This is a genomic window from Duganella sp. CY15W, from assembly GCF_009857555.1.
Taxonomy (GTDB): Bacteria; Pseudomonadota; Gammaproteobacteria; order Burkholderiales; family Burkholderiaceae_D; genus Rugamonas; species Rugamonas sacchari.
The window spans coordinates 1,727,041-1,752,041 of the sequence record NZ_WWCQ01000001.1 but is presented as its reverse complement, the minus strand read 5'-3'; the positions used below and the strand labels follow the sequence as shown (position 1 = coordinate 1,752,041).

23 protein-coding genes are annotated in these 25,001 nt (G+C 61.5%); 12 read left to right on the top strand and 11 right to left on the bottom strand.

Features of this window, described 5'->3' with window-relative positions; all coding sequences use genetic code 11:
- The first annotated feature begins 57 nt into the window (after positions 1-57).
- Positions 58-1,311: a putative O-glycosylation ligase, exosortase A system-associated gene (locus GTP58_RS07760; RefSeq protein WP_229215456.1), complete on the top strand. Its 1,254-nt coding sequence runs from the start codon at positions 58-60 to the stop codon at positions 1,309-1,311.
- Positions 1,308-2,138, top strand: coding sequence for a polysaccharide deacetylase family protein (locus GTP58_RS07755; protein ID WP_161076910.1), 831 nt, complete (start codon positions 1,308-1,310; stop codon positions 2,136-2,138). The genes GTP58_RS07760 and GTP58_RS07755 overlap by 4 nt, the downstream gene beginning before the upstream one ends.
- On the opposite strand, the gene GTP58_RS07750 is transcribed toward GTP58_RS07755, so the two are convergent.
- Genes GTP58_RS07750 through GTP58_RS07740 form a run of 3 tightly spaced genes read right to left on the bottom strand, consistent with a single transcriptional unit; the run spans position 2,068 to position 6,679 of the window.
- Positions 2,068-3,897, bottom strand: a complete 1,830-nt coding sequence (locus tag GTP58_RS07750) for an asparagine synthetase B (protein WP_161076909.1) — start codon at positions 3,895-3,897, stop codon at positions 2,068-2,070. The genes GTP58_RS07755 and GTP58_RS07750 overlap by 71 nt on opposite strands.
- Positions 3,894-5,120 (bottom strand): pyridoxal-dependent decarboxylase, exosortase A system-associated, encoded by a 1,227-nt coding sequence (locus GTP58_RS07745; RefSeq protein ID WP_161076908.1) that lies wholly within the window; start codon positions 5,118-5,120, stop codon positions 3,894-3,896. The genes GTP58_RS07750 and GTP58_RS07745 overlap by 4 nt, the downstream gene beginning before the upstream one ends.
- The gene (locus GTP58_RS07740) at positions 5,117-6,679 is read right to left on the bottom strand and encodes an acyl-CoA ligase (AMP-forming), exosortase A system-associated (protein ID WP_161076907.1); all 1,563 of its coding nucleotides are present in this window, start codon (positions 6,677-6,679) and stop codon (positions 5,117-5,119) included. Before GTP58_RS07740 ends, GTP58_RS07745 begins: the two co-directional genes overlap by 4 nt.
- A gap of 161 nt (positions 6,680-6,840) precedes the next feature.
- Between GTP58_RS07740 and GTP58_RS07735 the strand changes: the two genes are divergently transcribed.
- The 6 genes from GTP58_RS07735 to GTP58_RS07710 are packed head-to-tail and all read left to right on the top strand — an operon-like array spanning position 6,841 to position 11,248.
- Positions 6,841-7,545 carry a GNAT family N-acetyltransferase gene (locus tag GTP58_RS07735; protein WP_161076906.1) on the top strand — a complete coding sequence of 235 codons (705 nt, stop codon included), beginning with the start codon at positions 6,841-6,843 and terminating at the stop codon, positions 7,543-7,545.
- Complete coding sequence (locus GTP58_RS07730) at positions 7,512-7,754, top strand: acyl carrier protein (protein ID WP_161076905.1); 243 nt, start codon at positions 7,512-7,514, stop codon at positions 7,752-7,754. The genes GTP58_RS07735 and GTP58_RS07730 overlap by 34 nt, the downstream gene beginning before the upstream one ends.
- 2 nt (positions 7,755-7,756) lie before the next feature.
- Positions 7,757-8,590: a hydrolase 2, exosortase A system-associated gene (locus GTP58_RS07725; RefSeq protein WP_373924707.1), complete on the top strand. Its 834-nt coding sequence runs from the start codon at positions 7,757-7,759 to the stop codon at positions 8,588-8,590.
- Positions 8,590-9,417, top strand: a complete 828-nt coding sequence (locus GTP58_RS07720) for a hydrolase 1, exosortase A system-associated (RefSeq protein ID WP_202413510.1) — start codon at positions 8,590-8,592, stop codon at positions 9,415-9,417. Before GTP58_RS07725 ends, GTP58_RS07720 begins: the two co-directional genes overlap by 1 nt.
- A complete protein-coding gene (locus GTP58_RS07715; protein ID WP_202413508.1) occupies positions 9,411-10,649 on the top strand; it encodes a glycosyltransferase in 1,239 nt (412 codons plus the stop codon). Before GTP58_RS07720 ends, GTP58_RS07715 begins: the two co-directional genes overlap by 7 nt.
- Positions 10,646-11,248 carry a tetratricopeptide repeat protein gene (locus GTP58_RS07710; RefSeq protein ID WP_202413507.1) on the top strand — a complete coding sequence of 201 codons (603 nt, stop codon included), beginning with the start codon at positions 10,646-10,648 and terminating at the stop codon, positions 11,246-11,248. The genes GTP58_RS07715 and GTP58_RS07710 overlap by 4 nt, the downstream gene beginning before the upstream one ends.
- On the opposite strand, the gene prsR is transcribed toward GTP58_RS07710, so the two are convergent.
- Genes prsR through GTP58_RS07695 form a run of 3 tightly spaced genes read right to left on the bottom strand, consistent with a single transcriptional unit; the run spans position 11,249 to position 16,000 of the window.
- A complete protein-coding gene (gene prsR / locus GTP58_RS07705; protein ID WP_161076903.1) occupies positions 11,249-12,589 on the bottom strand; it encodes a PEP-CTERM-box response regulator transcription factor in 1,341 nt (446 codons plus the stop codon). It lies immediately after the preceding gene.
- Positions 12,576-14,540 (bottom strand): XrtA/PEP-CTERM system histidine kinase PrsK, encoded by a 1,965-nt coding sequence (gene prsK / locus GTP58_RS07700; RefSeq protein WP_308937357.1) that lies wholly within the window; start codon positions 14,538-14,540, stop codon positions 12,576-12,578. Before prsK ends, prsR begins: the two co-directional genes overlap by 14 nt.
- Before the next feature lie 44 nt (positions 14,541-14,584).
- Positions 14,585-16,000, bottom strand: a complete 1,416-nt coding sequence (locus GTP58_RS07695; RefSeq protein ID WP_308937354.1) for a TIGR03013 family XrtA/PEP-CTERM system glycosyltransferase — start codon at positions 15,998-16,000, stop codon at positions 14,585-14,587.
- Positions 16,001-16,110: 110 nt separating this feature from the next.
- On the opposite strand from GTP58_RS07695, the gene nadB reads away from it, so the two are divergent.
- Both nadB and GTP58_RS07685 read left to right on the top strand, forming a co-directional pair.
- The gene (gene nadB, locus GTP58_RS07690; protein ID WP_161076901.1) at positions 16,111-17,724 is read left to right on the top strand and encodes an L-aspartate oxidase; all 1,614 of its coding nucleotides are present in this window, start codon (positions 16,111-16,113) and stop codon (positions 17,722-17,724) included.
- Positions 17,724-18,260: a GNAT family N-acetyltransferase gene (locus GTP58_RS07685; protein WP_072782103.1), complete on the top strand. Its 537-nt coding sequence runs from the start codon at positions 17,724-17,726 to the stop codon at positions 18,258-18,260. The genes nadB and GTP58_RS07685 overlap by 1 nt, the downstream gene beginning before the upstream one ends.
- Here the strand turns inward: GTP58_RS07685 and GTP58_RS31040 are convergent.
- The 4 genes from GTP58_RS31040 to GTP58_RS07665 form a co-directional block, all read right to left on the bottom strand.
- Positions 18,257-19,039: a PEP-CTERM sorting domain-containing protein gene (locus GTP58_RS31040; RefSeq protein ID WP_202413505.1), complete on the bottom strand. Its 783-nt coding sequence runs from the start codon at positions 19,037-19,039 to the stop codon at positions 18,257-18,259. The two genes, GTP58_RS07685 and GTP58_RS31040, sit on opposite strands and share 4 nt — an antisense overlap.
- A 105-nt stretch (positions 19,040-19,144) precedes the next feature.
- Positions 19,145-20,011 (bottom strand): carboxylating nicotinate-nucleotide diphosphorylase, encoded by an 867-nt coding sequence (gene nadC / locus GTP58_RS07675; protein ID WP_161076900.1) that lies wholly within the window; start codon positions 20,009-20,011, stop codon positions 19,145-19,147.
- Positions 20,008-21,162, bottom strand: a complete 1,155-nt coding sequence (gene nadA / locus GTP58_RS07670) for a quinolinate synthase NadA (RefSeq protein WP_161076899.1) — start codon at positions 21,160-21,162, stop codon at positions 20,008-20,010. The genes nadC and nadA overlap by 4 nt, the downstream gene beginning before the upstream one ends.
- 6 nt (positions 21,163-21,168) lie before the next feature.
- Complete coding sequence (locus GTP58_RS07665) at positions 21,169-22,770, bottom strand: ABC-F family ATPase (RefSeq protein ID WP_072782109.1); 1,602 nt, start codon at positions 22,768-22,770, stop codon at positions 21,169-21,171.
- A 172-nt stretch (positions 22,771-22,942) separates the two neighbouring features.
- Between GTP58_RS07665 and GTP58_RS07660 the strand changes: the two genes are divergently transcribed.
- Both GTP58_RS07660 and GTP58_RS07655 read left to right on the top strand, forming a co-directional pair.
- Positions 22,943-23,503 carry a PEP-CTERM sorting domain-containing protein gene (locus GTP58_RS07660; protein ID WP_161076898.1) on the top strand — a complete coding sequence of 187 codons (561 nt, stop codon included), beginning with the start codon at positions 22,943-22,945 and terminating at the stop codon, positions 23,501-23,503.
- Between the two features lie 81 nt (positions 23,504-23,584).
- Entirely contained in the window at positions 23,585-24,070 is a 486-nt protein-coding gene (locus GTP58_RS07655; RefSeq protein ID WP_161076897.1) for a hypothetical protein, read from the top strand.
- Here the strand turns inward: GTP58_RS07655 and GTP58_RS07650 are convergent, their stop codons facing one another.
- Positions 24,071-24,991 (bottom strand): LD-carboxypeptidase, encoded by a 921-nt coding sequence (locus GTP58_RS07650; RefSeq protein ID WP_161076896.1) that lies wholly within the window; start codon positions 24,989-24,991, stop codon positions 24,071-24,073.
- Positions 24,992-25,001: the final 10 nt, after the last annotated feature.

Genomic DNA, 25,001 nt, shown 5'->3' with positions numbered 1-25,001 from the left:
TAAATGGGCCAAAAGCCAGTGTAGCGACAGGCTCAATCGCATCGTTGAGCCACATCAATGACTGCCATGCGCGACATACTCGTCACCCTCATCGTCTTTGCCAGCTTGCCGTTCATCATCAAAAACCCCGTCAATGGCGTGCTGATGTGGATCTGGATTAGCGTCATGAATCCCCATACCCAAGGATGGGGATTTGCCACCACCTTCCCGTTCGCCCAGATCATCGCCGTCACCACGCTGTTCAGCCTGGTCACTTCGCGAATGCCGAAAATGCCGCCGTCCAGCGCCGTCACCATCGCCTTGCTGGCCTTGGTGACATGGATGAATATCACCACCTTGTTTGCCATCTTTCCCGCCGCATCGCTGGCGCAACTGAGCAAAGTCATGAAGATTATGCTGATGAGCCTGGTCGCAATGGCGATCATTCGGGACCGTGAGGACATTCACAAGATGATCTGGATACTGGTCATATCACTGGGTTTTTATGGGGTCAAAGGCGGCCTATTCACGATCCGTGGTGGCGGCAATTTCCGCGTCTGGGGCCCGACCGGCACCTTCATCGGTGGCAACAACGAAATTGCGCTGGCGCTCGTGATTGTGATTCCGCTCATGCGCTACCTCCAGCAGAGCTGCGACCAACGATGGCTCAAGCACGCTTTGTCCGCCGCCATGCTGCTCTCCGCGTTGGCCGCCCTGGGCAGCTATTCCCGCGGCGCCTTGCTTGCCATCGCCGCCATGATGGCGCTGATGTGGCTCAAGAGCCAAAGGAAAATGCTGGGCGGATTGCTGATCGTGCTATTGACGCCATTGGCGCTATTGTTCATGCCCGATCAATGGAGCGAGCGCATGGACAGCATCGGTCATTATCAGGCAGACACGTCCGCCATGGGCCGCATCAATGCCTGGTATATGGCTTACAACCTCGCCAAAGACCGTTTCTTCGGCGGAGGATTTGAAGTGGCCGAGCCGCTAGTCTTCAGCCTCTACGCTCCAGATCCGACCGATGTACATGCAGCACACAGCATCTATTTCCAGGCATTGGGCGAGCATGGGTTTATCGGCCTCGGCCTGTACCTGCTGCTTGGGATACTGACCTGGCGCTCGGCAGCGTGGGTGGTACGTAACAGCCACCACGACCTCGAACTGAGATGGGCGGGCAACCTGGCCAGGATGATACAAGCCAGCCTGATCGGCTTTGCGGTAGGTGGCGCATTCCTCAGCTTGCTTTATTTCGATGTACCCTACTACTTGATGGCCGCCGTGGTGGCCATGCACGCCCTGGTCAGGCAACGTCTTCAGGTGCGGCCATGAGATTATCCATTCTGATCTACCATCGCGTACTGCCAAGTCCGGACCCACTGCTGCCCGGCCTGCCCGATGTACGCCAGTTCGACCGGCAGATGGGCATATTGCGGCGCGGCTTCCATGTACTGCCGCTCAGCGTGGCCATTCAGCACCTGCACCGGGGAACGCTGCCGGCCCGCGCTGCGGCGCTGACCTTTGACGATGGCTATGCCGATAACGCCGAGTACGCCCTTCCCATCCTGTTGCGTCATGGTTTGAGCGCCACCTTCTTCATCGCCAGCGCCTACCTCGACGGTGGCCAGATGTGGAATGACCATGTTATTGCCTACGCCCGCCGCAACAAGATGAGTGTGCATCAGCTCGATGACATGCTGCGGCAGTTGAAGTACCTGCCGTTCGACGCGCGCCAGCGCGTGGCGGAATCACTGGCACCGACCGCAGATCCTTGCCTCATGCTGCGTAGTCATCAAGTGAAGGCGCTGGCGGCCGCAGGCATGGAAATCGGCGCGCATACGCACCAGCATCCTATCCTGAGCCGCATGGGGGACGACGATGCCCGGCTCGACATCGCGCGCGGTAAAGCGGTACTGGAAAACATTACGCAACGGGCGGTAAGCCTGTTCGCCTATCCCAACGGCAAACCTGGCCTTGACTACGATCAGCGCCACGTCGGCATGATTGCTGACTCCGGCTTCAAGGCAGCTTGCAGCACCGCTCCCGGTGTCGCCTACGAAGGAAGTGACCTGCTCCAACTGCCACGATTTACACCTTGGGAACCGGATCGCCTGCGATTTCTGCTGCGGCTGCTGGAACAGCGGCGGCATGGTGTTTAGCCAGCCATTGCTCCAGCATCATCAGCACCCAGACCATGGTGCCATGGTAGGCCGGATGCTCCTGTACCAGCGTCTGTGTCAGACGATCAATAAAATCAGCCCGCACAATACGCCGCGTTTTCAAGGTGCAGAGGCTATCGTGCGCCAGTTCGCGCAGGCTGGCGTCAGCCAGCAACCAATGGCCAAACGGCATGCCGAAGCCATGCTTTTGCTTGCGCAGGATGGCCGCTGGCAGATGTTCTTTCAGGGCATGTTTAAAGAAATAGCGTAGCTGCGTGCCATTCAGCTTGTCGCGCGGTGAGAGCCGCGCAGAAAACGCCAGCACATCATCGGCAAGCAACGGGAAAGCAGCCTCTACGCCTGCCAGGGCGCAGGCCATGTTCACTTTGCACAGATCGTTATCCGCCAGCGTGTAGCGCAAGTCCAGCGCCTGCATGCGGTTGATTAAGCTCAGGCCATCCGACTCCGAGTAACAGGCATTCAGCTGCGCCAGTGGCGAGCGCTGATCCACAGAGGCCAGAAAATCTGCATCCAGCATCTGCGACGGACCGTAGCGCTGCAACAGATTATACGTTTCCAACTGCGCGGGCATCGGGACCAGCGCTTGCTCAATATAACTACGCGCTTTGCGCAGTAGTGTTGCCTGTCTGTGGCGCAGCAAGCCGAACAGCAACGGTTCCAGCACCGCCTGCCGTAGCCAGAACGGCAAACGCTCATAGCGAGCAAAAACGTGTTGTCGCGCATAACGCGCGTTTCCGCCGAACAGCTCATCGCCGCCATCGCCCCCAAGCAGACGGGTGACGCCATCCGCACGCGCCATCTGCGCGCAAAAATAGGCAGGTACGATGGATGAATTGCCAAATGGCTGGTCGCACGCCGTTGCGATACGAGGAATTGCATCCACGACATCGCCCGCAGTCAGATAGTACTCGTGGTGCTGCGTTTGAAAATGGCGGGAGGCAATGCGTGCATAAGCCATTTCGTCATAGTCCTTGACGTCAAAGCCTATCGAATACGTGTGTGCAGGTTCTCCGCCAAGCTGTGCCAATAGGCCAGCCAGCGTAGAACTGTCCGTACCGCCACTCAGAAAAGCGCCAACCCTCTCTGCACCATCTGCCGACTGGCGTACGGCATCCCGCAGCAGGCTTAAAAACTGCTGCTTTTTTTGTGCAAACGGTAGCCTGTCGGTTTCCTGAAAGCGCATCCGCCAATAAGTGGCGCACTCCAGCTTGCCCCGTTGATACAGGACATACTGTCCTGGCAGCAGTCGATGCTGCTGCCGATAAACGCTACGTGGGGCGGGAATCACGTGAAAATAAAGATAGTCATACAAAGCCTGCGGGTCCAGCTCACCAGCCAGCGCGGCAACCGATGAAGAAAATACCAGCCCCGTCTGTGTTCGCTGATAGTACATCGTATGCACGCCGCTGCGGTCCACCGCCAGCAGCACCTGGCCTTCATTGCCATCAATGATGCAGACGGCAAAATGCCCCGACAGCTTCTCGCAAGCCTTTGACCCGCGCAGGCGCCACAGGGCTGCCAGCCTGGGCGCGACCAGCTCGCGGCTGCCGTCCAGTGAAGCGCGCCCCCAGACTGCGGCCAGCAGCCCCGTTTCCTGGTGCAGACTGATGCTGTCACGCGATGCGGCGACAGATATCCCCGCAGCACCTAGCGACAACCGCCGTAATGGACTGCCATCCAGGCCCAGCACGGCATCACGCGGTGCCGGGGCATTCAGATAACCGCACAAGCCGCTCATACCAGTACCTCCAGCGGTGCAGGATGGCCCAGAAATGCAATCGGGCTGGCAGTCAGTCCATATGCCCCAGACTGAAAGACCACCACCAGATCGCCAGGTTCCACCCGCGCCAGCTCCATGCTATCGGCCAACAGGTCCAGCGGCGTGCACAGTGGCCCGACAACCGAGGCAGTCTCACGTGCGCCGGCATGCACGCGGTTGCCGATCGTGACCGGATAGTTCTTGCGTATCACCTGCCCAAAATTTCCGGACGCCGCCAGATGATGGTGCATGCCGCCATCCGTAATCACAAATACCCGGTCATGCGACACCTTGCGTTCCAGCACGCGGCAGACATAGATGCCCGCTTCCGCGACCAGATACCGCCCCAGTTCCAGTATCAGCCGGGTTTGCGGCGACTCCGCTGACAACATTTGCATGGTGTGCTGCAATCCCTCCGCTACCGCCGGCAGATACAGCGCCCGCTCACCGGGAAAGTAAGGCACACCAAAACCACCGCCGATATTCAACATTCTCAAGGCGGAAGGCGCGTGCGCGGCCAGACGCAAGCCCAACTGTACCGACAGGTGCTGCGCCTCGCAGATCGCCTTAGCGGATAAATTCTGTGCGCCACAAAAGAGGTGAAAACCGTGAAAGTCCAGTCCCAGCGCGCCCAGCTTGCGCAACATGGCAGGTACGCGCTCCGCATCGACACCAAACTGGCGCGCGCCGCCAGCCATCTTCATGCCGGCATACTTGAGTTCAAATTCGGGATTGACACGCACCGCCACACGCGGCGTCAGCCCCAGCAGATCGCCCGCACGTGCTGCGCGGTGCATTTCATCTTCCGATTCCAGATGCAGCAAGACGCCCGCAGCAATGGCACTGCGCAGTTCCGCATTGCTCTTGCCCGGCCCGGCAAAGCTCACTTGCGAAGCGGACATACCCGCATCCAGCGCGATTTTCATTTCACCACCGGACGCCACATCAAAGCCATCCACCAACGGAGCAATCAACTGCGCCACAGCCGGCATGGGATTGGCTTTGACCGCATAGTGCAACTCCAATCCTGCCGGCAGCGTCTGCCGCAGCAAGGCGATGCGTGATGCGATATGGCTCCGTTCGTAAGCATAAAATGGCGTACGGCCGACGCGTTCCGCCAGCCGCGTCAACGCAATGCCGCCGATGTGCAAACAATCATCCAGCACCGGGAATTGCCGCTGTTCCTCGTGCACGGGGGTCATGCGCGTTCCTCCAGTTGCAGGGCCAACAGTTTGCGGTCGATCTTGCCGTTGGGATTGCGCGGCAGCCGCTGCTCGCGCATTTCAATCCGCGCCGGGACCATATAGGTTGGTAAGGCGCGCTTGCAGGCTGCCAGCAGCACCGCGCCATCCTGCGCCCGGCCAACCGCGATGAGCACGATTGCCTGCCCCAGCAGGTGATGTGCTACGCCAAACGCAGCCGCCTCGCTGACCAGACCGGTACCGTAGACCACCGATTCCACCTCCGCCGGACTGACGCGATAGCCGGAGGTCTTGATCATGTCGTCACTACGGCCGATAAAATATAGAAAACCCTCCTCATCCACTCTCACCGTATCGCCGGACCAGACTGCCAGTTCCGGCACAGTCACACCGCCCGTACGGTCCGGCAGAACACGAAAACGCTCCGAGGTGCGGGCCTGGTCGTTCCAGTAACCCAGCGAGACCAGCGGTCCGCGATGCACCAGCTCTCCCGGTTCATTCGGGTCGCAAGGCGTGCCATCCTGGCGCAACACCAATATTTCCGCATTCGGGATCGCCTTGCCGATTGAATCCGGGCGCCTGTCCAGCTGCTCCGGCGCCAGATAGGTGGAGCGGAACGCTTCGGTCAACCCATACATCAGGTAAATCTCTACCTGCGGCAGCGCCTTGCGTAGCGCCTTGACGGTGTGTAGCGGCATGACGCCACCGGAGTTCGTGATATAGCGCAGCCGCCGTGCATGAGTCCAGCTCAACTCCGACAACTGTATCCACAGCGGCGGTACGCCGGCCAGACCAGTGATACGCTCCCGATCAACCGCATCCAGTACATCGCGCAGCAGCAGATGATTCAGCAGCACCGCGCAGGCGCCCACCGCAAACGCCGTGGTCAGCTGACTGAGACCGTAATCAAAACTCAGTGGCAGCACGCACAAGATACGGTCTTCGGCCGTATTATTCAGGTAGCTGGATACACTCAGCGCGCCAGCCACCAGGTTGCGGTGCGACAGGATCACGCCCTTGGGCTTGCCCGTGCTGCCGGAGGTGTACATTATGGCCGCCATATCGCTGTCGATACAGGCATGCGCGGGATGCGGCGCGGCGCCGACCATGGTTTCACGCCACGAATGTAATTGTATGCCGGCGATTTCCGGCAGCCCTTCCATGGAACCGATCACGATGACGCTGCGCAGGTCCGGGCACAATGCCAGCACCTCGGCCAGCTGGTTCAGCCGCTCGCGCGACGTCACCAGGATGCGGACATTGCAGTCCGCCAGGATATAAGCCACCTGCTCCGCTTTCAGCACCGGATTCACCGGCACAAACACACCACCCGCCGCAGCCGCACCAAACATCGCCGCCACCGCCTCCTCACGCTTCTCCAGATACACCGCCAGACGCTCGCTGCGTCCGAAACCAAGCTGCAGCCAGGCATCCGCCGCCACGCGCACCATTTGCGCCAGCGCGCCGTAATTCAGGCCCACGCCCTGATAGCACAGCGCCTGCCGCCCGGCCATGGTCTGCGCCGACGAGAAAATGAATTCATGGATAAGTTGCGTCATGGCGAAGTCCTTCACTGGACGTTGGACAGTCTTCCATCATCGGAGATTCGACACAGCCGTATTTGATCCCGATCAAAGTCCCAATGCGCTTGAGATAACGCAAACCGTGCGCCAGGCGTGCATAGTCTAATCGGACTTCCGCCGTTCTCCGCACCACTGCCATGATGACCAACACCTTCGCGCAACTTGGCTGGTTCAACGCCATGCTCTATCTGCTGGCGCGGGGTCTGGCTGCGATCACGGGCGGCCGCTGGACCCTGTTTCGCTACCGGTTCGTCGCCCAGCCCATTGGCGATACGCCACTGCTACCGTTGCGCGGCACAGACATCGAAATCCGCCTGCCGGCGGCACACGAAGCACTGCCGCCAGACTATCCCCGCCCGGCCAATGTGATCGGCCAGCGCTACGCCCAGGGCGCCCGCGCTCTGGCGGCCTGGCGCAAAGGCCGGCTCGCAGGTTTTCTATGGCTGATCCAAAGCGCCTACCAGGAAGATGAAGTGCGCGTCCGTTATCTGCTCGCATCGCCGCACACCAGTTGGGACTTCGACGTCTGGGTGCGGCCGGAAGAACGTCTGGGCTGGGTATTTCGCAAGTTATGGGAAGCCGCGCGGCTCGACCTGCGCCAGCGCGACATTCAATGGAGCTGCAGCCGCATCTCCGCCTTCAACGCTGTTTCACTGCGTGCCCACGCCAGCATGGGCGCCGTGAACATGGGGAGCGCCACCTTTCTGCGCTGCGGCGCGTGGCAGTGGATGCTCGCCAGCCTGCCGCCATACGTCCACCTGTCCCGCCATCCCGCGTCCTATCCCCAACTGACATTCCAGGAGCCGTCATGCCCCCTCTTCAACAAGTCTGCCAGATCCTGAGAACCACGCTGGGCCTGCACCAGATGCCGCTCTCCGAAAAGACACCGCTGCTGGGCAGCCTGCCGGAACTCGATTCGATGGCGGTGGCCAACCTCATTATCGCGCTCGAGCAGCACTACGGCTTCGAAGTGCAGGACGACGAGATCAGCGCCCACCACTTTGCAACGGTGGGAACGCTGTCCGACTTCGTCGTCGGCAAAATGGCGTGACCGTGGATACCTTGCCGTTCAATGCCTTGCCGTTCTTCCTCAACACCGACGAGGGTGAGCGTTTTTGCCTGTATCATGAACCGGAGCCTGGCGTGCAGCCGCGCGGGACCATCCTCTACGTGCCGCCATTTGCCGAAGAACTCAACAAAAGCCGGCGCATGGTGATGTTGCAGGCACGCGCCTATGCGCAAGCGGGTTTCGGCGTGCTGCAAATTGACCTGTATGGCTGCGGCGACAGCAGTGGCGACATCGGCAAGGCGCATGGCGAGATCTGGCTCACTGATCTCGAACATGCCTGGCGCTGGCTGGACCAGCGTAATCTTGGCCCGCGTCACCTGTGGGGATTGAGACTGGGCGGATTGCTCGCCCTGCACTTTGCCAAACGTGTGAATCCAGCATCGCTGATCTTGTGGCAGCCCGCACTCAGCGGACGCGCACATCTGAACCAGTTCGCACGCATGCAGAGCGCAGCCAGACTATTTTCAACTGGCCCGTCTGTCGAGCAGAATACCGAAATCGGCGGCTACCTGATGTCACCCTCATTGTCCAAGGCCATCCACGAGCTGGATGCCGCTAAGCTAACACCAGACTGCCCGGTACAGTGGCTGGAACTCAACACCAGAATACAGGATGCGGCCGAAGACTATGCAACCGCCGCCGGCATCTCCCACCCTGCTCTGCAACCCGCATCGGCCTTGTTGATAACGCGCTGGCGCGATGCCGGGGCAACTGTGCATACCTGGTCGCTGCACGGCGATCCGTTCTGGAGCAGCGCAGAAATCGGCATTGTTCCGGACCTGCTGGCCGCGACCGCCCAAGCCATGGAGTCAGCCTGATGGCACACGAACGCGTACTCCGTTTCCTGTGCCGTGGATGCTGGCTGATCGGCATATTGCACGTGCCAGACCAGGCCATACAGCGCGGTGTCCTCATCATCACGGGCGGGCCGCAGTACCGCATCGGCAGCCATCGCCAATTCGTGCTGCTGGCACGGCATTTGGCCGCCCATAATGTCCCAGTGATGCGGTTCGACTATCGCGGCATGGGCGACAGCGAAGGCGAACCGCGCACTTTTGAAGATATCCAGGACGATCTGGAAGCCGCGATCAGCGAATTCTTCACCACCATGCCGGCAATGAAGGAACTGGTACTGTGGGGCCTGTGCGACGGCGCCACAGCCGCCGCCTTCCACGCCTGGAGCGATCCACGCATCAAAGGGCTGGTATTGCTGAACCCATGGGTGCGTACCGATCAGGGCGCGGCAAGAACCACGTTGCGACACTACTACCTGCAACGCATCCGCGACCGGGAATTCTGGCGCAAGCTGCTGCGTGGCCGCTTTGGGATGCGCGCGGCGGCAACCTCGATGGGAAAACTGGCGGTTGCCGCCAGTACGCCGTCAGCCCAGGTCGAAGCGTTACCAGATCGGGTGTATCAGGCATTGCGGCAGTTTCGGGGCCAGATTCTGATTATCCTGGCGGGCGCAGATCTGGGCGCGCGCGAATTCATGGCCTTACCGCGCCAGCACGCGCATTGGCGCAAGCTGCTGGCTGCACCACAAATACATCAAACCGTAATCCCCCACGCCAATCACACCTTTGCCCGCCAGGCCTGGCGCGATGAAGTGGCAACCATCTGCACCAACTGGATACGGCAATGGTAAAACGCGTACTCATGATTGCTTACCACTATCCGCCGGTCTGCGGCGGCAGCGGCATGCAACGCACGGCCGCATTCACACAACACCTGCCGCAGTCCGGCTGGGAACCGGTGGTGCTGTCCGTCAGCCTCAACGCCTACGCCGAATGGGCTCGCGCCGCAGAACCGCGCGTGCAAGCCCACCGCAGCTTTGCGCTGGACGCCGCCCGCCAGCTCTCGATACAGGGACGCTATCCAGCCCTGCTGGCGCAGCCAGACCGCTGGTCGTCCTGGTGGCTCAGCGCGGTGCCAACGGGGCTGGCCCTGATACGCAAATTTCGCCCGCAAGTCATCTGGTCCACCTATCCGATCGCCACCGCACACCTGATCGGAATGACGCTGCATCGCCTCAGCGGTCTGCCGTGGATAGCAGACCAGCGCGACCCCATGATCGACCAGGACTATCCCCCGGACGCGCGCCGCTACCGCATCCATCGCTGGATAGAACAGCAAGCGGCACAGCGGGCCGCAGCCATCGTCTGCACCACGCCGATGGCCGCCGGTGATCTGGCCCGACGCCACGGGGCCAGCACAGCGATTTCCCTGATCGAGAACGGCTACGACGAAGCCGGCTTTATCGCCGCTGAACTACTGCCGGCGCCAGTACAAGACGCCCAAAAACCATTCCGTCTTCTGCACAGCGGCGCCATCTACCCATCGGAGCGTGACCCACGCGCGCTGTTCGCGGCGCTCACGCGCCTGCTGGCCACGAATGCCATCAACCCCGGAAATTTTCGCCTCGTGCTGCGCGCAACAGGCCATGACGATTACCTGCGCGGCCTCATACAGCAGCACCCTGGCCTGCAAGCGCTAGTCGAACTCGCTCCACCACTCCCTTACCAGGCAGCGCTGGCCGAAATGCTGCACGCCGATGGACTGCTGCTGCTACAAGCGGGCAACTGCAACGGTCAGATTCCCGCCAAACTGTACGAGTACCTGCGCGCACGCCGCCCGCTACTCGCGCTCACCCACCCGGACGGCGATACCGCCACCACACTGCGCAACGCCGGCATTCACACCATCGCACGTCTGAATTCGGCCGAAGAGATCGCCGTAAAACTTCCAGAGTTTCTGAACTCATGCCGCGAACAACGCGCACCACTGGCCCCTGCCGACGTCGTCGTCCGCCATGCACGTGCGGCGCGGACGCGCGAACTCGCAACCTTACTAGACCACATATGCAAGGAGCCGCGATGAAAACCCTGCTCGTTCTGCTGTCATTATGCGCAGCCGCCCATGCCGACGACTGCCCGGATTACATCAAGCACAGTCCCGGCGGCGACTATAACAACGCAGAAGACCGCCAGGGACTGGCCGCCGTAGAAAACTACCACTTCACACCAGACGTCGAACGCCTGATCCGTGGCGTCAGTGGCCTCGTGGGTGCGGATATCGGCTACACACTGGAACACTTCCCGAATCACAGCCGCGCATTGGCGGCGATATCCCGCCTTGCGCTGCGAGAAAAGAATAGCAAACCACGCGGCGCTCACTACACCGTTGAATGCTACTTCGCCCGCGCCCTGCGTTTCCGCCCGGACGACGCTAACGTCCGCTCGCTATACGGCGGTTATCTTTTAGCGCTCGGCCAGACAGACGGCGCACTGGAGCAACTGCAGCAGGCAGCGCAGCTGGAGCCGGACAATCCGACATCGCATTACAACCTCGGCCTGCTCTACCTGAAAAAGAAGGATTTCGACAGTGCGCGCGCCAGCGCCAGAAAGGCGTACAACCTCGGGTTCCCGCTGCCAGGACTCAGGAACAAACTTACCGCAGCCGGCGAATGGCGCGAGTGACTACTTCAAACCGTGATGGTTCATCAAGTCATACAGTGTCGGACGGCTAATCCCCATCAACTCCGCAGCCTTGACGATACTGCCATCCGCCCGCGCCAGCGCCTGCACCATCACGCTGTATTCCGCTTTTTCGCGCACCTGGCGCAAGTTCAGGCTGCGTTCTTCACCGTCCGACAAGCCCAGATCCGCAGGCTCAATTTGCGCGCCATCGGCCATAATCACTGCGCGGCGTATGCAGTTTTCCATCTCGCGCACGTTACCTGGCCACGCATATGCCTCAATCGCCGCCAGTGCCTGCGGACTAAAAGCCAGCAGCGAACGCGCTTCGGCGGCGCAGAATTTATTGCGGAAATGCTGCGCCAACAGGGCACTGTCGCCCGTGCGTTCACGTAACGGCGGAATATGCAACACAATCTCGCTGAGCCGGTAATACAGGTCCTCACGAAATCCCCCCTCCACCGCCAGCGCTTTCAGGTTGCGATGCGTGGCGCACACCACCCGCACATCGACGCTGATTTCAGTACGCCCGCCAACCCGTTCGATCACACGTTCCTGCAAAAAACGCAGCAGCTTTGCCTGCAAGGGCATGGCCATGTCACCTATCTCGTCGAGAAACAAGGTTCCGCCATGGGCCAGTTCCAGCCGTCCCTGGGTCTGACGCTGGGCGCCGGTGAACGCGCCTTTTTCATAGCCGAATAACTCACTTTCCAGCAGATGCTCGGGAATCGCCGCGCAGTTGATGGCGACAAAACGCTTGTCGCGCCGGGCGCTCAGTTGATGCAGCCCGCGCGCAATGAGCTCCTTGCCACTGCCGGAATCCCCCTGCAGCATCACCGTCGCCGAGGAAGACGCAACTTTCTCCACATTGCGGCACAACTTCAACATCGCAGGATCACGGCTGATGATGCCAGCCAATGGCGAATCCGCCTGAATTTGCAGCATGCGCCGGTTTTCCTGCTGCATGCCATGCAAATGAAAGGCGCGCTCGATCACCAGTGCGAGCGTGTCCCCGTCCAGCGGCTTGGGGTGAAAATCATACGCGCCCATCGCCACCGCTTTCAAGGCATACGCCCGGTCCTGGTTCCCGGTCAGCACGATCACTTTGGTATCCGGCGCGGCTGCCAGTATTTGTGGCAGCAAGGCCAGTCCCTCGCTGGCGCCATCGGGGTCGGGAGGCAGGCCCAGGTCCATGGTCACCACGGCTGCCTGATGCCGGCGTAACTGCGCCATGGCGGACTCGCGGTCGTCCGCCACCAGGACCTCATACGCATCCAGACGCCACCGCAACTGTGTTTGCAGTCCTGGATCATCCTCAACGACCAGCAGCTTATTCTTGCCCATGAACGGCCTCCTTATGCAACGGTAGCGTGATGCGGAACGTGGTGCCACAGGCCGGCTCGCTGTGGACCTGCACCTGCCCGCCGATCTCGCGCAGATACTCGCGGCTTTCAAATACACCGATGCCCATGCCGGCAGCCTTGGTCGAGACGAAGGGGCGAAACAGGCGTTCTCGGATAAACTGGGCATCCATGCCGTGGCCGGTGTCGCGCACCTCCAGCACGGCGCAGTTGTCGTCTTTCTGTAAGTGCACCTGCACCTGGCCAGCGCGCGGCGTGGCTTCGATGGCATTCTGGATCAGATGACCGATCACGCGCGCCAGCCGCGGCCCGTTGGCCTGCACCAGCAGCCCGCTGTCGCGTAGCTCCAGCGATGGACGCGGCTCGCAAGCGCTGTAATCACGCATCACGCGCTGCAGCAGTGCGTCCAGCACCAGCGCGGACGCCATGTCCGAGGCCTGATCGCGGCGCAGTTTAAGCAGCAGGTTGCGCATCTTGCCCAGCGAATGCGACAGCGTGGATAGCATATCGTCCTGAAATGCCGGATTCGCCTTGTGCTTTTCCGCATTCACCAACAACAGGGAAAGCTGCGCGACCAGGTTTTTCAGGTCATGCACGACAAAGGTTGACATGCGGTTCAGCGATTCAAATTGCCGCGCAACCGCCAGATTGTCCGCCGATGCGCGATGCGCAAGATAACTGGCCGCCTGGCTGCCCGCAATCTTCAACACATCGCGCACCTCCCAGTTGATGTGCAACGCGGTGCGCGGCGGCGCCAGGCAAATAAAACCGAACAGGCTACGCTCCAGCATCATGGGCACAATCAGCCAGACGCCGTTGGCCCATGCTGGCCTTGGCGCATGGTCATCCGCCAGCTCGATGACCCAGTGCCGGCTTGAGAGCAGCTGACATATCGCGCCATCCGCAGGTTCCTCCGCTTGAGGCAGCGGCAGGTTCCAGCGCGTGACGGCAAGATAATTGCCATCATCATGCCGCAACCAGAGCAGGCCGCCGGGACTTTCAACCAGCGCCGCCACGGCCTGGATGGCGCGCTCCGACAGGCCATTCGCATCATCGGCCAGCGCGTGCGTAAAACGCTGCCATTCCTCGCGATAGTCGTAGCGCCCCTTGTAGAAGTGCTTGCCGATGAAGAGTTTGAGCCTGGCCCGTGCGCTGCCGGAAAACAGCAGCGCCGCCAGGATCAACGCCGCGCCAACCAGGCAGGCCAGCTGCATCAGGCCGCCCCATGCGCCGCCGATGGAACGCAGATACCACGCACTCGCCGCCATCGCCAGCAAATACAGTGCCGCACCAAGCAAGGCCGCCGAACGAAACATGATCTGACGCGACAACTGCAGCGACGGCGTCCATGAAGGCCCGCGCATCAGGGACGCCGCCAGCAGGGGCGCGCTGAACGCATTGACCACGCCACGCGCCGCCCAGATATCCGCGCTCAGACGGCGCAGCAGCATCGCATCGCTGTACAAGTAGAAGTCATACGCAAACAAGGCGCCGATGCCCAGACAGGCGAATTTGATGCCCCAGCGCGCGTTCTGCGGTGCGCGGCGATACAGGTGCTCCACCAGCAGCATGCCCAGAACCGCCACAGACAACGACATCGCCGCGCGTACCAGCGGCATCGTCGCGGCCAGCACTGCCGCCAGCAGCGACAGCGCCGGCAGCAGCAATACGGCCAGCAGCCAGCGCTTGCCGGCGCCCGACAACACCTGCAGCAAAATCAGCCAGCCGGCGCTGCGCAGCATCTCCGACAGATCAATGAGGAGAAACGTCCGCCATGCGGATGGCGCGGCAAACGGCAGCACCGCTACCGCAACGCCGGCGGCCCACAGGGCGGTAAGCAACAAGGCGCAACAGATCGCCCGCCTGTGAGGCCAGGCGCGACGCCCAGGACTGAGCACCCACCCGGCCAGACCACCAAATGCCAGCGCCGCCATCGCGTGACTGCACAGCGCGACGATGGAAACGCCAGCCCCCAGCATCACCGTCCGCCCTTGCCAAACAACACCACCTGCACCGTATCGACCAGGATGAGCAGGTCCAGGAACAGGCTGTTGTTCTTCACATAGTACAAATCATATTGCAACTTGCGCACCGCGTCCTCGACCGAAGCGCCGTAGCGGTAGCGCACCTGCGCCAGGCCAGTGATGCCCGGTTTGATCCCGTGCCGCACGTTGTAGTACGCGATCCGCTGGCGCAACTGCTCGACGAAATAGGCGCGCTCCGGCCGCGGACCGACAAAACTCATGTCGCCCCTGAACACATTCAGCATCTGCGGCAGCTCGTCGATGCGCAGCTGACGTATCCAGCGCCCCACGCGCGTCACACGCGGATCGCCCTCGCTCGCCCAGCGTGGCTGACCATCGCGCTCCGCATCCGGCCGCATGCTGCGGAATTTCAGCACGTGGAACACGCGGTTGCCCCGGCCGACACGCTCCTGCCGGAAAAACACCGGCCCGCCATCGTCCATCTTGATCGCCAGCGCCGTTGCCAGCATTACCGGCGTCGCGATCAGGCCGATCGCGGCACTGGCCGTCAAATCGAAAAGCCGCTTCACGGCCGCGCGTGTGACGCTCTGGTCAAAGCCGCCGCCGAAAATCAGGTAACTGGGCTGCAACGAATCCACCCGGATCTGGCAGGCTTCGCGCTCAAAGAAGGTGGCGGCATCCGTTACCGGCACGCCGCCCAGGGCACACTCCAGCAACTGGCGCACAGGGAAAGCGCCGTTGCGCCGGTCGCCGACCGTGACGATGATCTCGTCCGCCGCGTAGCGCCGCGCCAATGCCAGCAACGGCAGATCCGCCGGCAGCAGCATCGCCGGCGGCACCGCACGCAACTCGCCGGATACCGGCACAAACCCTACCACGCGAAATGGATGGAAGCCGACGCTGCTTGCCGCCAGCGCCATGCACTCCAGCGCGAGTGCGCCATCCCCCACGATAATCAGCCGCTGCTCCAGCATGCGCGATTGCGCCGACGTGAAGACAATCAGCCGCGCCAGCAGCACCGCGCCACCGCCCAGCAAGAACACCGTGCTGCCCAGCCGTCCCAGCTGTATGCCCGGCAGCAAACCGGCCAGCAAACGCATCAGGCAAAACCCCAGCACAAACGACGGCATGATACGCAGCAGTGTACTTTTGACATCCTCGCGCGACTGGTCATGCTGGTACATGCCGAGTGTGCCCATGCTGAACACCATCACCAGCGCAAACACCACTGCAGGCCCATACAGCTGGCTGGCATCGGACAGCCACAGAGGCGCACTGGCCACCGCCGCCGCCAGCAATATCGACAGCTCCAGCAATAGCAGCATGACGGCGATTCTGGACACATAATGGTGAAAGATGCGGATCACGGTGGCCTCCCAGGCGAAGCTTTCATCATGGGGAATGCTCAAGCTCAGACCTTGAGCGCCCGCAACCCACCTCGCCAAAAGGGCTATTTGTGACGCGACTATGACAAATGGTCTATAGTCATGGTTCTCTATTGCATTTCCACCACGTAATCATGAAATTTGATGTTGCAATTGTCGGCAGCGGATTGGCCGGCCTGTCGGTCGCCCTGCATCTGGCCGAAACACGCACCGTAGCGATTATTTCCAAACGTGCGCTCAAGGACGGCGCCAGTAACTGGGCGCAAGGCGGCATCGCCGCCGTACTGGATTCCGGCGACAGCCACAGCCAGCATATAGAAGACACCCTGATCGCCGGCGGCGGCCTGTGCGACGAAAGCGCGACGCGCTACATCGTCGAGCACGGCCGCGAAGCGATCGAATGGCTGATCGACCAGGGCGTGCCGTTCACGCGCGACGACTCGGCCGAACTGGGCTTCCACCTCACGCGCGAAGGCGGCCACAGCCAGCGGCGCATCATCCACGCGGCGGACGCTACCGGCAACGCCGTGCAGACCACGCTGGAAGAAAAAGTCCGCGCCCACCCGAACATCACGCTGTTCGAACACCACTGCGCCATCGACCTGATTACCTCGGACAAGGTGCATCCGCTCAAAAAAGGCCATGCCCAGCCCAAGTGCTACGGCCTGTACGTGCAGGACGAGCAGACCGGCCAGGTCCACACCTTCGCCGCCGAGCAGACGGTGATGTGCACCGGCGGCGCCGGCAAGGTCTACCTGTACACCACCAACCCGGACACCGCCAGCGGCGACGGCATCGCCATGGCCTGGCGCGCGGGCTGCCGCGTGGCCAATATGGAATTCATCCAGTTCCACCCGACCTGTTTGTACCACCCGTACGCCAAGTCCTTCCTGATTACCGAAGCGATCCGCGGCGAAGGCGGTCTGCTCAAGCTGCCGCCGGAAGCCGGCGCCGCTGCCGGCCAGCGCTTCATGCTGTCGCACGACGAGCGCGCCGAGCTGGCCCCGCGCGACGTGGTGGCGCGCGCCATCGACTTTGAAATCAAGAAGCGCGGCCTGGACTATGTTCACCTGGACATCAGCCACAAGCCGGCCGAATTCCTGATCGAGCACTTCCCGACCATCTACGCGCGCTGCATGGAACTGGGCATCGACATCACCAAAGAACCGATTCCCGTGGTGCCGGCCGCCCACTACACCTGCGGCGGCGTGGTGACCGACATGCACGGCCGCACGGATTTGCCGGGCTTGTACGCGGTCGGCGAAACCGCCTGCACCGGCCTGCATGGCGCCAACCGCCTGGCCAGCAACTCGCTGCTGGAATGCGTGGTCATCGGCCGCGCCTGCGCCATGGACATCACCGCCAAGGAAAAAGGCGAAGTGCCTTATCTGCCGGACTGGGACGAAAGCCGCGTCAGCGATGCCGATGAAGAAGTGGTCATCTCCCACAACTGGGACGAGCTGCGCCGCTTCATGTGGAACTACGTGGGCATCGTCCGCACCAGCAAGCGCCTGGAACGCGCGCAGCACCGCATTGCGCTGCTCAAGGAAGAAATCGACGAGTACTACCAGAACTTCCGCGTCACGCACGACCTGCTGGAGCTGCGCAACCTGGTCGATGTCGCCGGCCTGATCGTCAACAGCGCCCTGCTGCGCCGGGAAAGCCGCGGCCTGCATTTCAGCCGCGACTATCCGGAAACCCTGGCCAAGGCGCTGCCCACCATCCTGACGCCACCGCGACGCAAATAATGATCGCGGTCCGTCACGCCACGCCAGCCGACATCCCGGCCATGGAAGCGCTGATCGCGCGTTCCGGCATTGCGCTCAGCGCCGGTTTCTACACCAGCGAGCAGGCCCAAGCCGTAACGCGTTACGTATTTGGCGTCGATACGCAACTCGTGGCGGACCAGACGTATTTTGTGATTGAGAAGGATGGCCAGCTGGCGGCCTGCGGTGGCTGGAGCAAGCGCGCCACCCTGTTTGGCGCCGACCGCACCAAGCTCGGCGCCGATCCGCTGCTCGATCCGGCCCGGGAACCAGCCCGCATCCGTGCTTTTTTTGTGGATCCGTCGGCAGCGCGCCAGGGCCTGGGCCGTCTGCTGCTGCAGCACTGCACCGACGCGGCGCTGGCGGGCGGCTTCCACACCCTGGAACTGGCCGCCACCATGCCCGGCGTGCCGCTCTACCAGGCCTGCGGCTTTACCATCATCGAGAACATGGAACTGGATTTGCCAGGGAACGTCAAGGTTCCGCTGGCAAAAATGCGCAAGACCGTCGCGGCTTAAGCGGCGCGCTGACGGCGGCGGGCAACCACGCCCATCAGGCCCAGACCTGCCAGCAGCATGCCGTAGGTTTCCGGTTCAGGCACGGGCAGCGCCGCGCCGAAACCATCCAGATAGACGTAGCCGGTATGTGCGGTCGGGTTGCAATCCGCCGCCAGCAGCGACAGCGTGAAGCTGTGGCCGGACAGCGACTGGTCGATGTTCAGCTGCTCGACCTGCCATTGCGGCGTGTAGAACAAACCATTTTCGGTCAGGAAGCGCGAGTCGACGCCAGAACCGGTATAGCCGGCATTGTAGCTGCGGCTGACCAGCAATTGACCCGTGGTATTGTCGGTCAGCGTCAGCTTCATCACGGCAGATTCGTTCTCGACGTGGCCGCCGTTTTCCAGCACCGCCTTCCAGGCGAAAACGATTTTATTGTCGGTGTAATTGCTGACCTGCTGGCTGATGGCGGTGGCGTTGCCGCCATCCCAGGTGTCTTCCGCGCGGTAGGCGTACTTGCCGCTATAGATGGTCGAACCAATCAGGCTGCCCAGCCGTGGATCGACATAGCTGCCATCGACAATGGCGCCGCGGCTGCCGTTGTCGGTATGCAGGCTACCGCCTGGCAACAGCTGCGCTGGCGTCAGCGCGTCGTTGAGAACACTGCCACGGTAACCGCCGCCCGTGATCCAGCCGTTGGTGTTGCCATCCTCAAAGCCGCCATTCACAAAACCTTCCGCCTGCGCCAGACCGCTCAGGCACAGCATCCCCAGTACACCCGCCACGTATTGTAATTTCATGTATTACCCCCTTTGATTAAAAAGAGGGCATATTTTATTGTTTTATTGATTACTCAATTTAACAATTTTCAATCGTGCGCGGGCGAAGTCAACAATAAAATTTTGTTAACCAATGATGCGTAAAGAATAATCGGTAGCACGGACATCCTTGGTCAGGCTGCCGATGGAGATGCGGTCCACGCCGGTCTCGGCAATCGCGCGCACGGTATCGAAATTGATGCCGCCGGAGGCCTCCAGCAGCGCGCGGCCGGCGTTCACCGCCACCGCTTCACGCATCATGTCCGTGCTGAAGTTATCCAGCAGGATGGACACCGCGCCCGCGTCCAGCGCTTCACGCAGCTCGTCCAGCGATTCCACTTCCACCTGTATCGACACACCCTTGTTCAGCGCCTTGGCCGCCAGCACCGCATTGGTGATGCCGCCCGCCGCCGCGATGTGATTCTCCTTGATGAGGATACCGTCATACAGCGCCAGGCGCTGGTTCTGGCCACCGCCCACACGCACCGCATACTTCTGCGCCAGGCGCAGGCCCGGCAGCGTCTTGCGGGTATCCAGGATGGCGGCGCGGGTGCCGGCAATCACGTCCACATACTTGCGGGTCGCCGTCGCCACGCCGGACAGCAGCTGCATGAAGTTCAGCGCACCGCGTTCTGCCGTCAGCAGCGCGCGCGCCGGGCCGGCAATGGTGCAGACCACGCTGTCGGCCTTCATCATGTCGCCTTCCGCGTACTGCCAGTCGATTTCGATACCAGCCTGCATGCAGTTCATGACGCCTTCAAACCACGCCGCGCCGCACAGCACCGCATCTTCGCGCACGATCACGCGGGCCTGCGCGCGGCCGCCTTCCGGCACCAGCAAGCCGGTCAGGTCGCCGGAACCGACATCTTCCAGCAACGCCGCCAGCAGATTGGCTTCAAACGCCGACTTCAACGCGTCGTCAAACGGCGCGAACTTGTTAATCAGAGTGCTCATGCAGGACCAATTCCCGAAAACAGTTTAGCTTCTTGCGCCAGATCCGGCCCTGGCTGTACCTTGGCTTTTTTGGCCGCGGCAAAGTCCAGCATGCGCGTGATCGAGGTCACGGCCTGCTTGCCGATTTCCGCATCGACGAAGATTTCGTTGGCCGCGCTGACCTCCGGCTGGTCCATATTCTCCAGCAGGTCCGCCAGATTCTGCAGGCCGTTCATGGCCATCCACGGGCAGTGCGCGCAGCTCTTGCAGGTAGCGCTGTTGCCGGCGGTTGGCGCTTCAATGAAACGCTTGCCCGGCGCGGCGGCGCGCATCTTGTGCAGGATGCCGTTGTCGGTGGCAACGATGAAGGTATCGCAGTCTAACTCCACGGCGGCGTTGATGATCTGCGTGGTCGAGCCCACGACATCGGCCAGCGCCACCACATTGGCTGGCGACTCAGGGTGCACCAGGATCTTCGCTTCAGGGTATTGCGCCTTCAGCAGTTCCAGCTCCACGCCCTTGAACTCGTCATGCACCAGGCAGGAGCCCTGCCACAGCAGCATGTCGGCGCCGGTCTGCTTCTGGATGTAGGAACCCAGATGCTTGTCCGGCGCCCACAGGATCTTCTTGCCCTGCTCGTGCAGGTGCTTGACGATGTCCAGGCCGATCGACGACGTCACCATCCAGTCCGCACGCGCCTTGACGGCAGCGCTGGTGTTGGCGTACACCACCACCGTGCGGTCCGGATGGGCGTCGCAGTAGGCAGTGAACTCGTCGGCCGGGCAGCCCAGGTCCAGCGAACAGGTCGCGTCCAGGTCCGGCATCAGGATGCGTTTTTCCGGGCTCAGGATCTTGGCCGTTTCTCCCATGAAGCGCACGCCGGCGACGATCAGCGTCTTGGCCGGATGATCGCGGCCAAAGCGCGCCATCTCCAGCGAGTCGGACACGCAGCCGCCGGTTTCCTCGGCCAGGTCCTGCAGGTCCGCGTCCACGTAATAGTGCGACACGAGGACCGCCTGCTTTTCCTTCAGCAGGCGCTTGATGCGTTCCTTGAGTTCGACGCGCTGTTCCGCAGTCGTTGGAGCTGGCGTGCGCGCCCACGCATGGGCGACGCAGCTGGCACCGTCTTGTGGATGTTCATACTCGACGGGTTTGATCTCGATAGCTTGCATAATCGTTTAAGCGATACCCTGGCTGGTCAGATACTCTTCATAGTTGCCGCGGAAGTCGACGACTTCATTCTCTTTGATCTCGATGATGCGGTTGGCCAGCGACGACACGAATTCACGGTCGTGCGACACGAAGATCAGCGTGCCGGCGTATTTATCCAGCGCGATGTTGAGCGACTCGATCGATTCCATGTCCATGTGGTTGGTCGGTTCATCGAGCAGCAGCACGTTGTGACGGCCCAGCATCAGCTTACCGTACATCATGCGGCCCTTCTCGCCACCGGACAGCACCGTGACCGACTTCTTCACCTCGTCGCCGCCGAACAGCAGACGGCCCAGGATCGAACGCACGGCCTGGTCGTCGTCACCTTCCTTGGTCCACTTGCCCATCCAGTCGGTGAGCGTGATCTCTTTGGCGAAATCTTCGGTCGGATCCTGCGGCATGTAGCCGACGTTGGCGTTTTCCGCCCACTTGACCATGCCGTGATCGGCGCTCAGACCCGTGATGTCCTGGCCGCCGATGCTGCGCAACATGGTGGTCTTGCCGGCGCCGTTGGCACCGATGATGGCAATGCGCTCGCCTGCTTCCACCATGATGCTGAAGTTGTTGAACAGCGTACGGTCGTACTTCTTGCTGATGCTGTCCACTTCCACGGCCAGGCGGTGCAGCTTCTTCTCGCCTTCAAAGCGCACGAACGGATAAGCGCGCGACGACGGCTTGATGTCTTCGACCTTGATCTTGTCGATCATCTTGGCACGCGAAGTCGCCTGACGGGCCTTGGACTTGTTGGCCGAGAAGCGGCGCACGAAGTCCTGCAGCTCGGCGACCTTTTCCTTGGCCTTGGCGTTGTTGGCCAGCTGCTGGTTACGCGCTTGCGTCGATGCCAGCATGTAGTCATCGTAATTGCCTGGGTAGATCTTCAGCGTGCCGTAGTCCATGTCGGCCACGTGGGTGCACACCTGGTTCAGGAAATGGCGATCGTGGGAAATGATAATCATGGTGGAGTTGCGCTCGTTGAGCACATCTTCCAGCCAGCGGATGGTGTTGATGTCCAGGTTATTGGTTGGTTCGTCGAGCAGCAGGATGTCCGGATTCGAGAACAGCGCCTGTGCCAGCAGCACGCGCAGCTTCCAGCCCGGCGAGACGGCGCTCATCGGCCCCTGGTGCAGGTCGATGGAAATACCCACGCCCAGCAGCAGTTCACCGGCCCGCGATTCCGCGGTGTAACCGTCGTACTCGGAGACCTTGCCTTCAAGGTCAGCGGCGCGCATGTAGTCGTCGTCGGTCGCTTCCGGGTTGGCGTAGATCGCGTCGCGTTCCGAGATCGCTGCCCACATCTCGGTGTGGCCCATCATGACCACGTCCAGTACGCGCATCTCTTCGTACGCAAACTGATCCTGACGCAGCTTACCGAGGCGCTCGTTCACATCCAGCATCACGTTGCCTGCCGACGGTTCCAGATCGCCGCCGAGGATTTTCATGAAGGTGGACTTGCCGCAGCCGTTGGCGCCGATCAGGCCATAACGGTTGCCATCGCCGAACTTGACGGAGATGTTTTCAAACAGCGGCTTGGCGCCGAATTGCATGGTAATGTTTGCTGTAGATAGCACGAGGAAGACCCTTAGAGCTGTAAGATGAAGTAACCGGTGATTTTACCATTTCCACACCGTGGCTGCGAACCCACACATCGCCGGCGCTGGAAAATCATCTGGACAAAGTAACAATTACAAGATTACTATGACCACTCTATTGTCAATTTTATATTACAAATAGGGGGTAAACATGAAGAAACTGGCCATCGTCGCCATCCTGGCAGCCACTGCGTTTTCAGCACAGGCAGCAACCGAACTGGTCTCCAATGGCGATTTCGAAACCGGCTCGTTTGCCGGCTGGACCAAGTCGGGCAACTCCTCGTTGTCGGATGTGATTTCCAATACCGTCACCGCGAACCACACCTATCTGTGGCGTGTCGGCGCCAGCGCCCCGCCAGCCTACATCAGCCAGACCCTGGCCACCGTGGCCGGCAAGGCTTACACCCTGAGCTTTGACATCTTCAACAACGTCACCACCGGCTCGTACTTCGAAGCGGATTTCAACGGCGCCGTGGTCTACAGCTTCAGCAATGAGATCCGCAACTGGACCCACGTCACGCTGACCGGCCTGGTTGCCACCGGCGCCAGCACGGAACTGAAATTTGGCGCCTACAATGCACCAAGCTTTACCCGCCTGGACAACATCAGCGTAACTGCCGCGGTACCGGAACCGGCCACCTACGGCATGCTGCTTGCTGGCCTGGGCCTGCTGGGCGTCGCCGCACGCCGCCGCCAGCGTCCTTCGGCCTGAGCTATACGAGGGCGGGCCAGGGCCGATATAATCCAGCCAGGTGGCGCCCGGACCGGGCGCCCGCAACCTGGAAAGAGTTCGATGAAAGCTTTGCTTCTTTTGCTGGCAGTATCCGGTTCCGCCCTCGCCTCCGACGCCGACCTGCTGCGCTGCCGCAGCATTGCCGACGTCGCCGGCCGTGTCGCCTGCTATGACGCGATCCCGGTCGCAACGGCCGCCCGCCCGGCCGCCGCCCCCGGCGCCGCAATGGCCACGCCAGTCGCACCAAGCGCGCCTGCAGCTAAGCCTGATCCGGCAGCGAACTTCGGCCTGAGCGCCACCCAGCTGCGCAAGTCTGACGAACCGACCACCATTGAAAGCACGCTGATCGGCACCATCGACGGCTGGAGCGCCGGCACCCTGTTCAAGCTGGCCAATGGCCAGATCTGGCGCGTCGCCGATGACAGCGCGGCCTCCATCAGCGAAGTCACCAATCCCAAAGTCCGGATCAGCCGCAACGGCATAGGCACGATCTTCCTGGAAATCGAAGGCACCAGCCAGGCGCCACGCGTGCGCCGCCTGCAGTAATTACAGCGTCGGGTAATCGCTGATCGTCAGATCAAAACCGCGTTCGCTGGATACCAGATGCGCCATGCCGCCATACGGCAGCGTGGCGCGCTCCTTGATATGGCCAAATGGCAGGCCGGTCAGCACCGGAATCGGCAAACGCTGGCGCAGGTACGCCACCATGCTGTCGAAGTCATAGCCATTGTCCACCGGGCTCAGTTTGTAGCCAGAGAAATCGCCCAGCACCAGCGCGCGCTGTCCTTCCAGCGCGCCCGCGTAGAACAGCTGCAGCACCATGCGCTCCACGCGATACGGATGCTCGCTGACATCCTCGATGAAGCAGATGCCCTGCTCCAGCGCCTGGAAATACGGTGTACCGAGCAGGCTGACCATCATCGCCAGATTCCCGCCCCACAGCTTGCCGCTGACATCCAGCAGCGGATTATCGGCAGCACCGTCGGCCACCGCGCCGCGCACCTGGTGCACCGGACCGCGCAGGCAGTTCCAGAACTGGTCCAGCGTGTACGCCACCGGCTCGGGGCGAATGAAGTCGTCGCACATCATCGGCCCGCCAAAGCTGATGCGGCCGGTCTGCTTCATCAACGGCATCTGGAACGCGGTGAAGTCGCTGTAGCCGACAAACAGCTTGCCGCTGTCCGCCATCTTGTGAAAGTCGATCGACGGCAGCAGGCGCGACATGCCATACGAGCCGCGCAGCGCAATCACCACCTGTACATCGGGATCGGCGGCGGCGGCATTCAGCTGCGCCAGGCGCCATTCGTCGGTGCCGCCGAAGCGCTGGAATTTCTTGTCGTCGTCGTAGTAATTGTGGACCAGGAAGCCTTGCTGTTCCAGGCGCTGCACGCCCAGGTTGTAGGCTGCGATATCAAGCGGACGGCCGCTGGGCGCCGCGATGGCGATGCCGATGTTCGATGTGCTCAAAGTGTCTCTG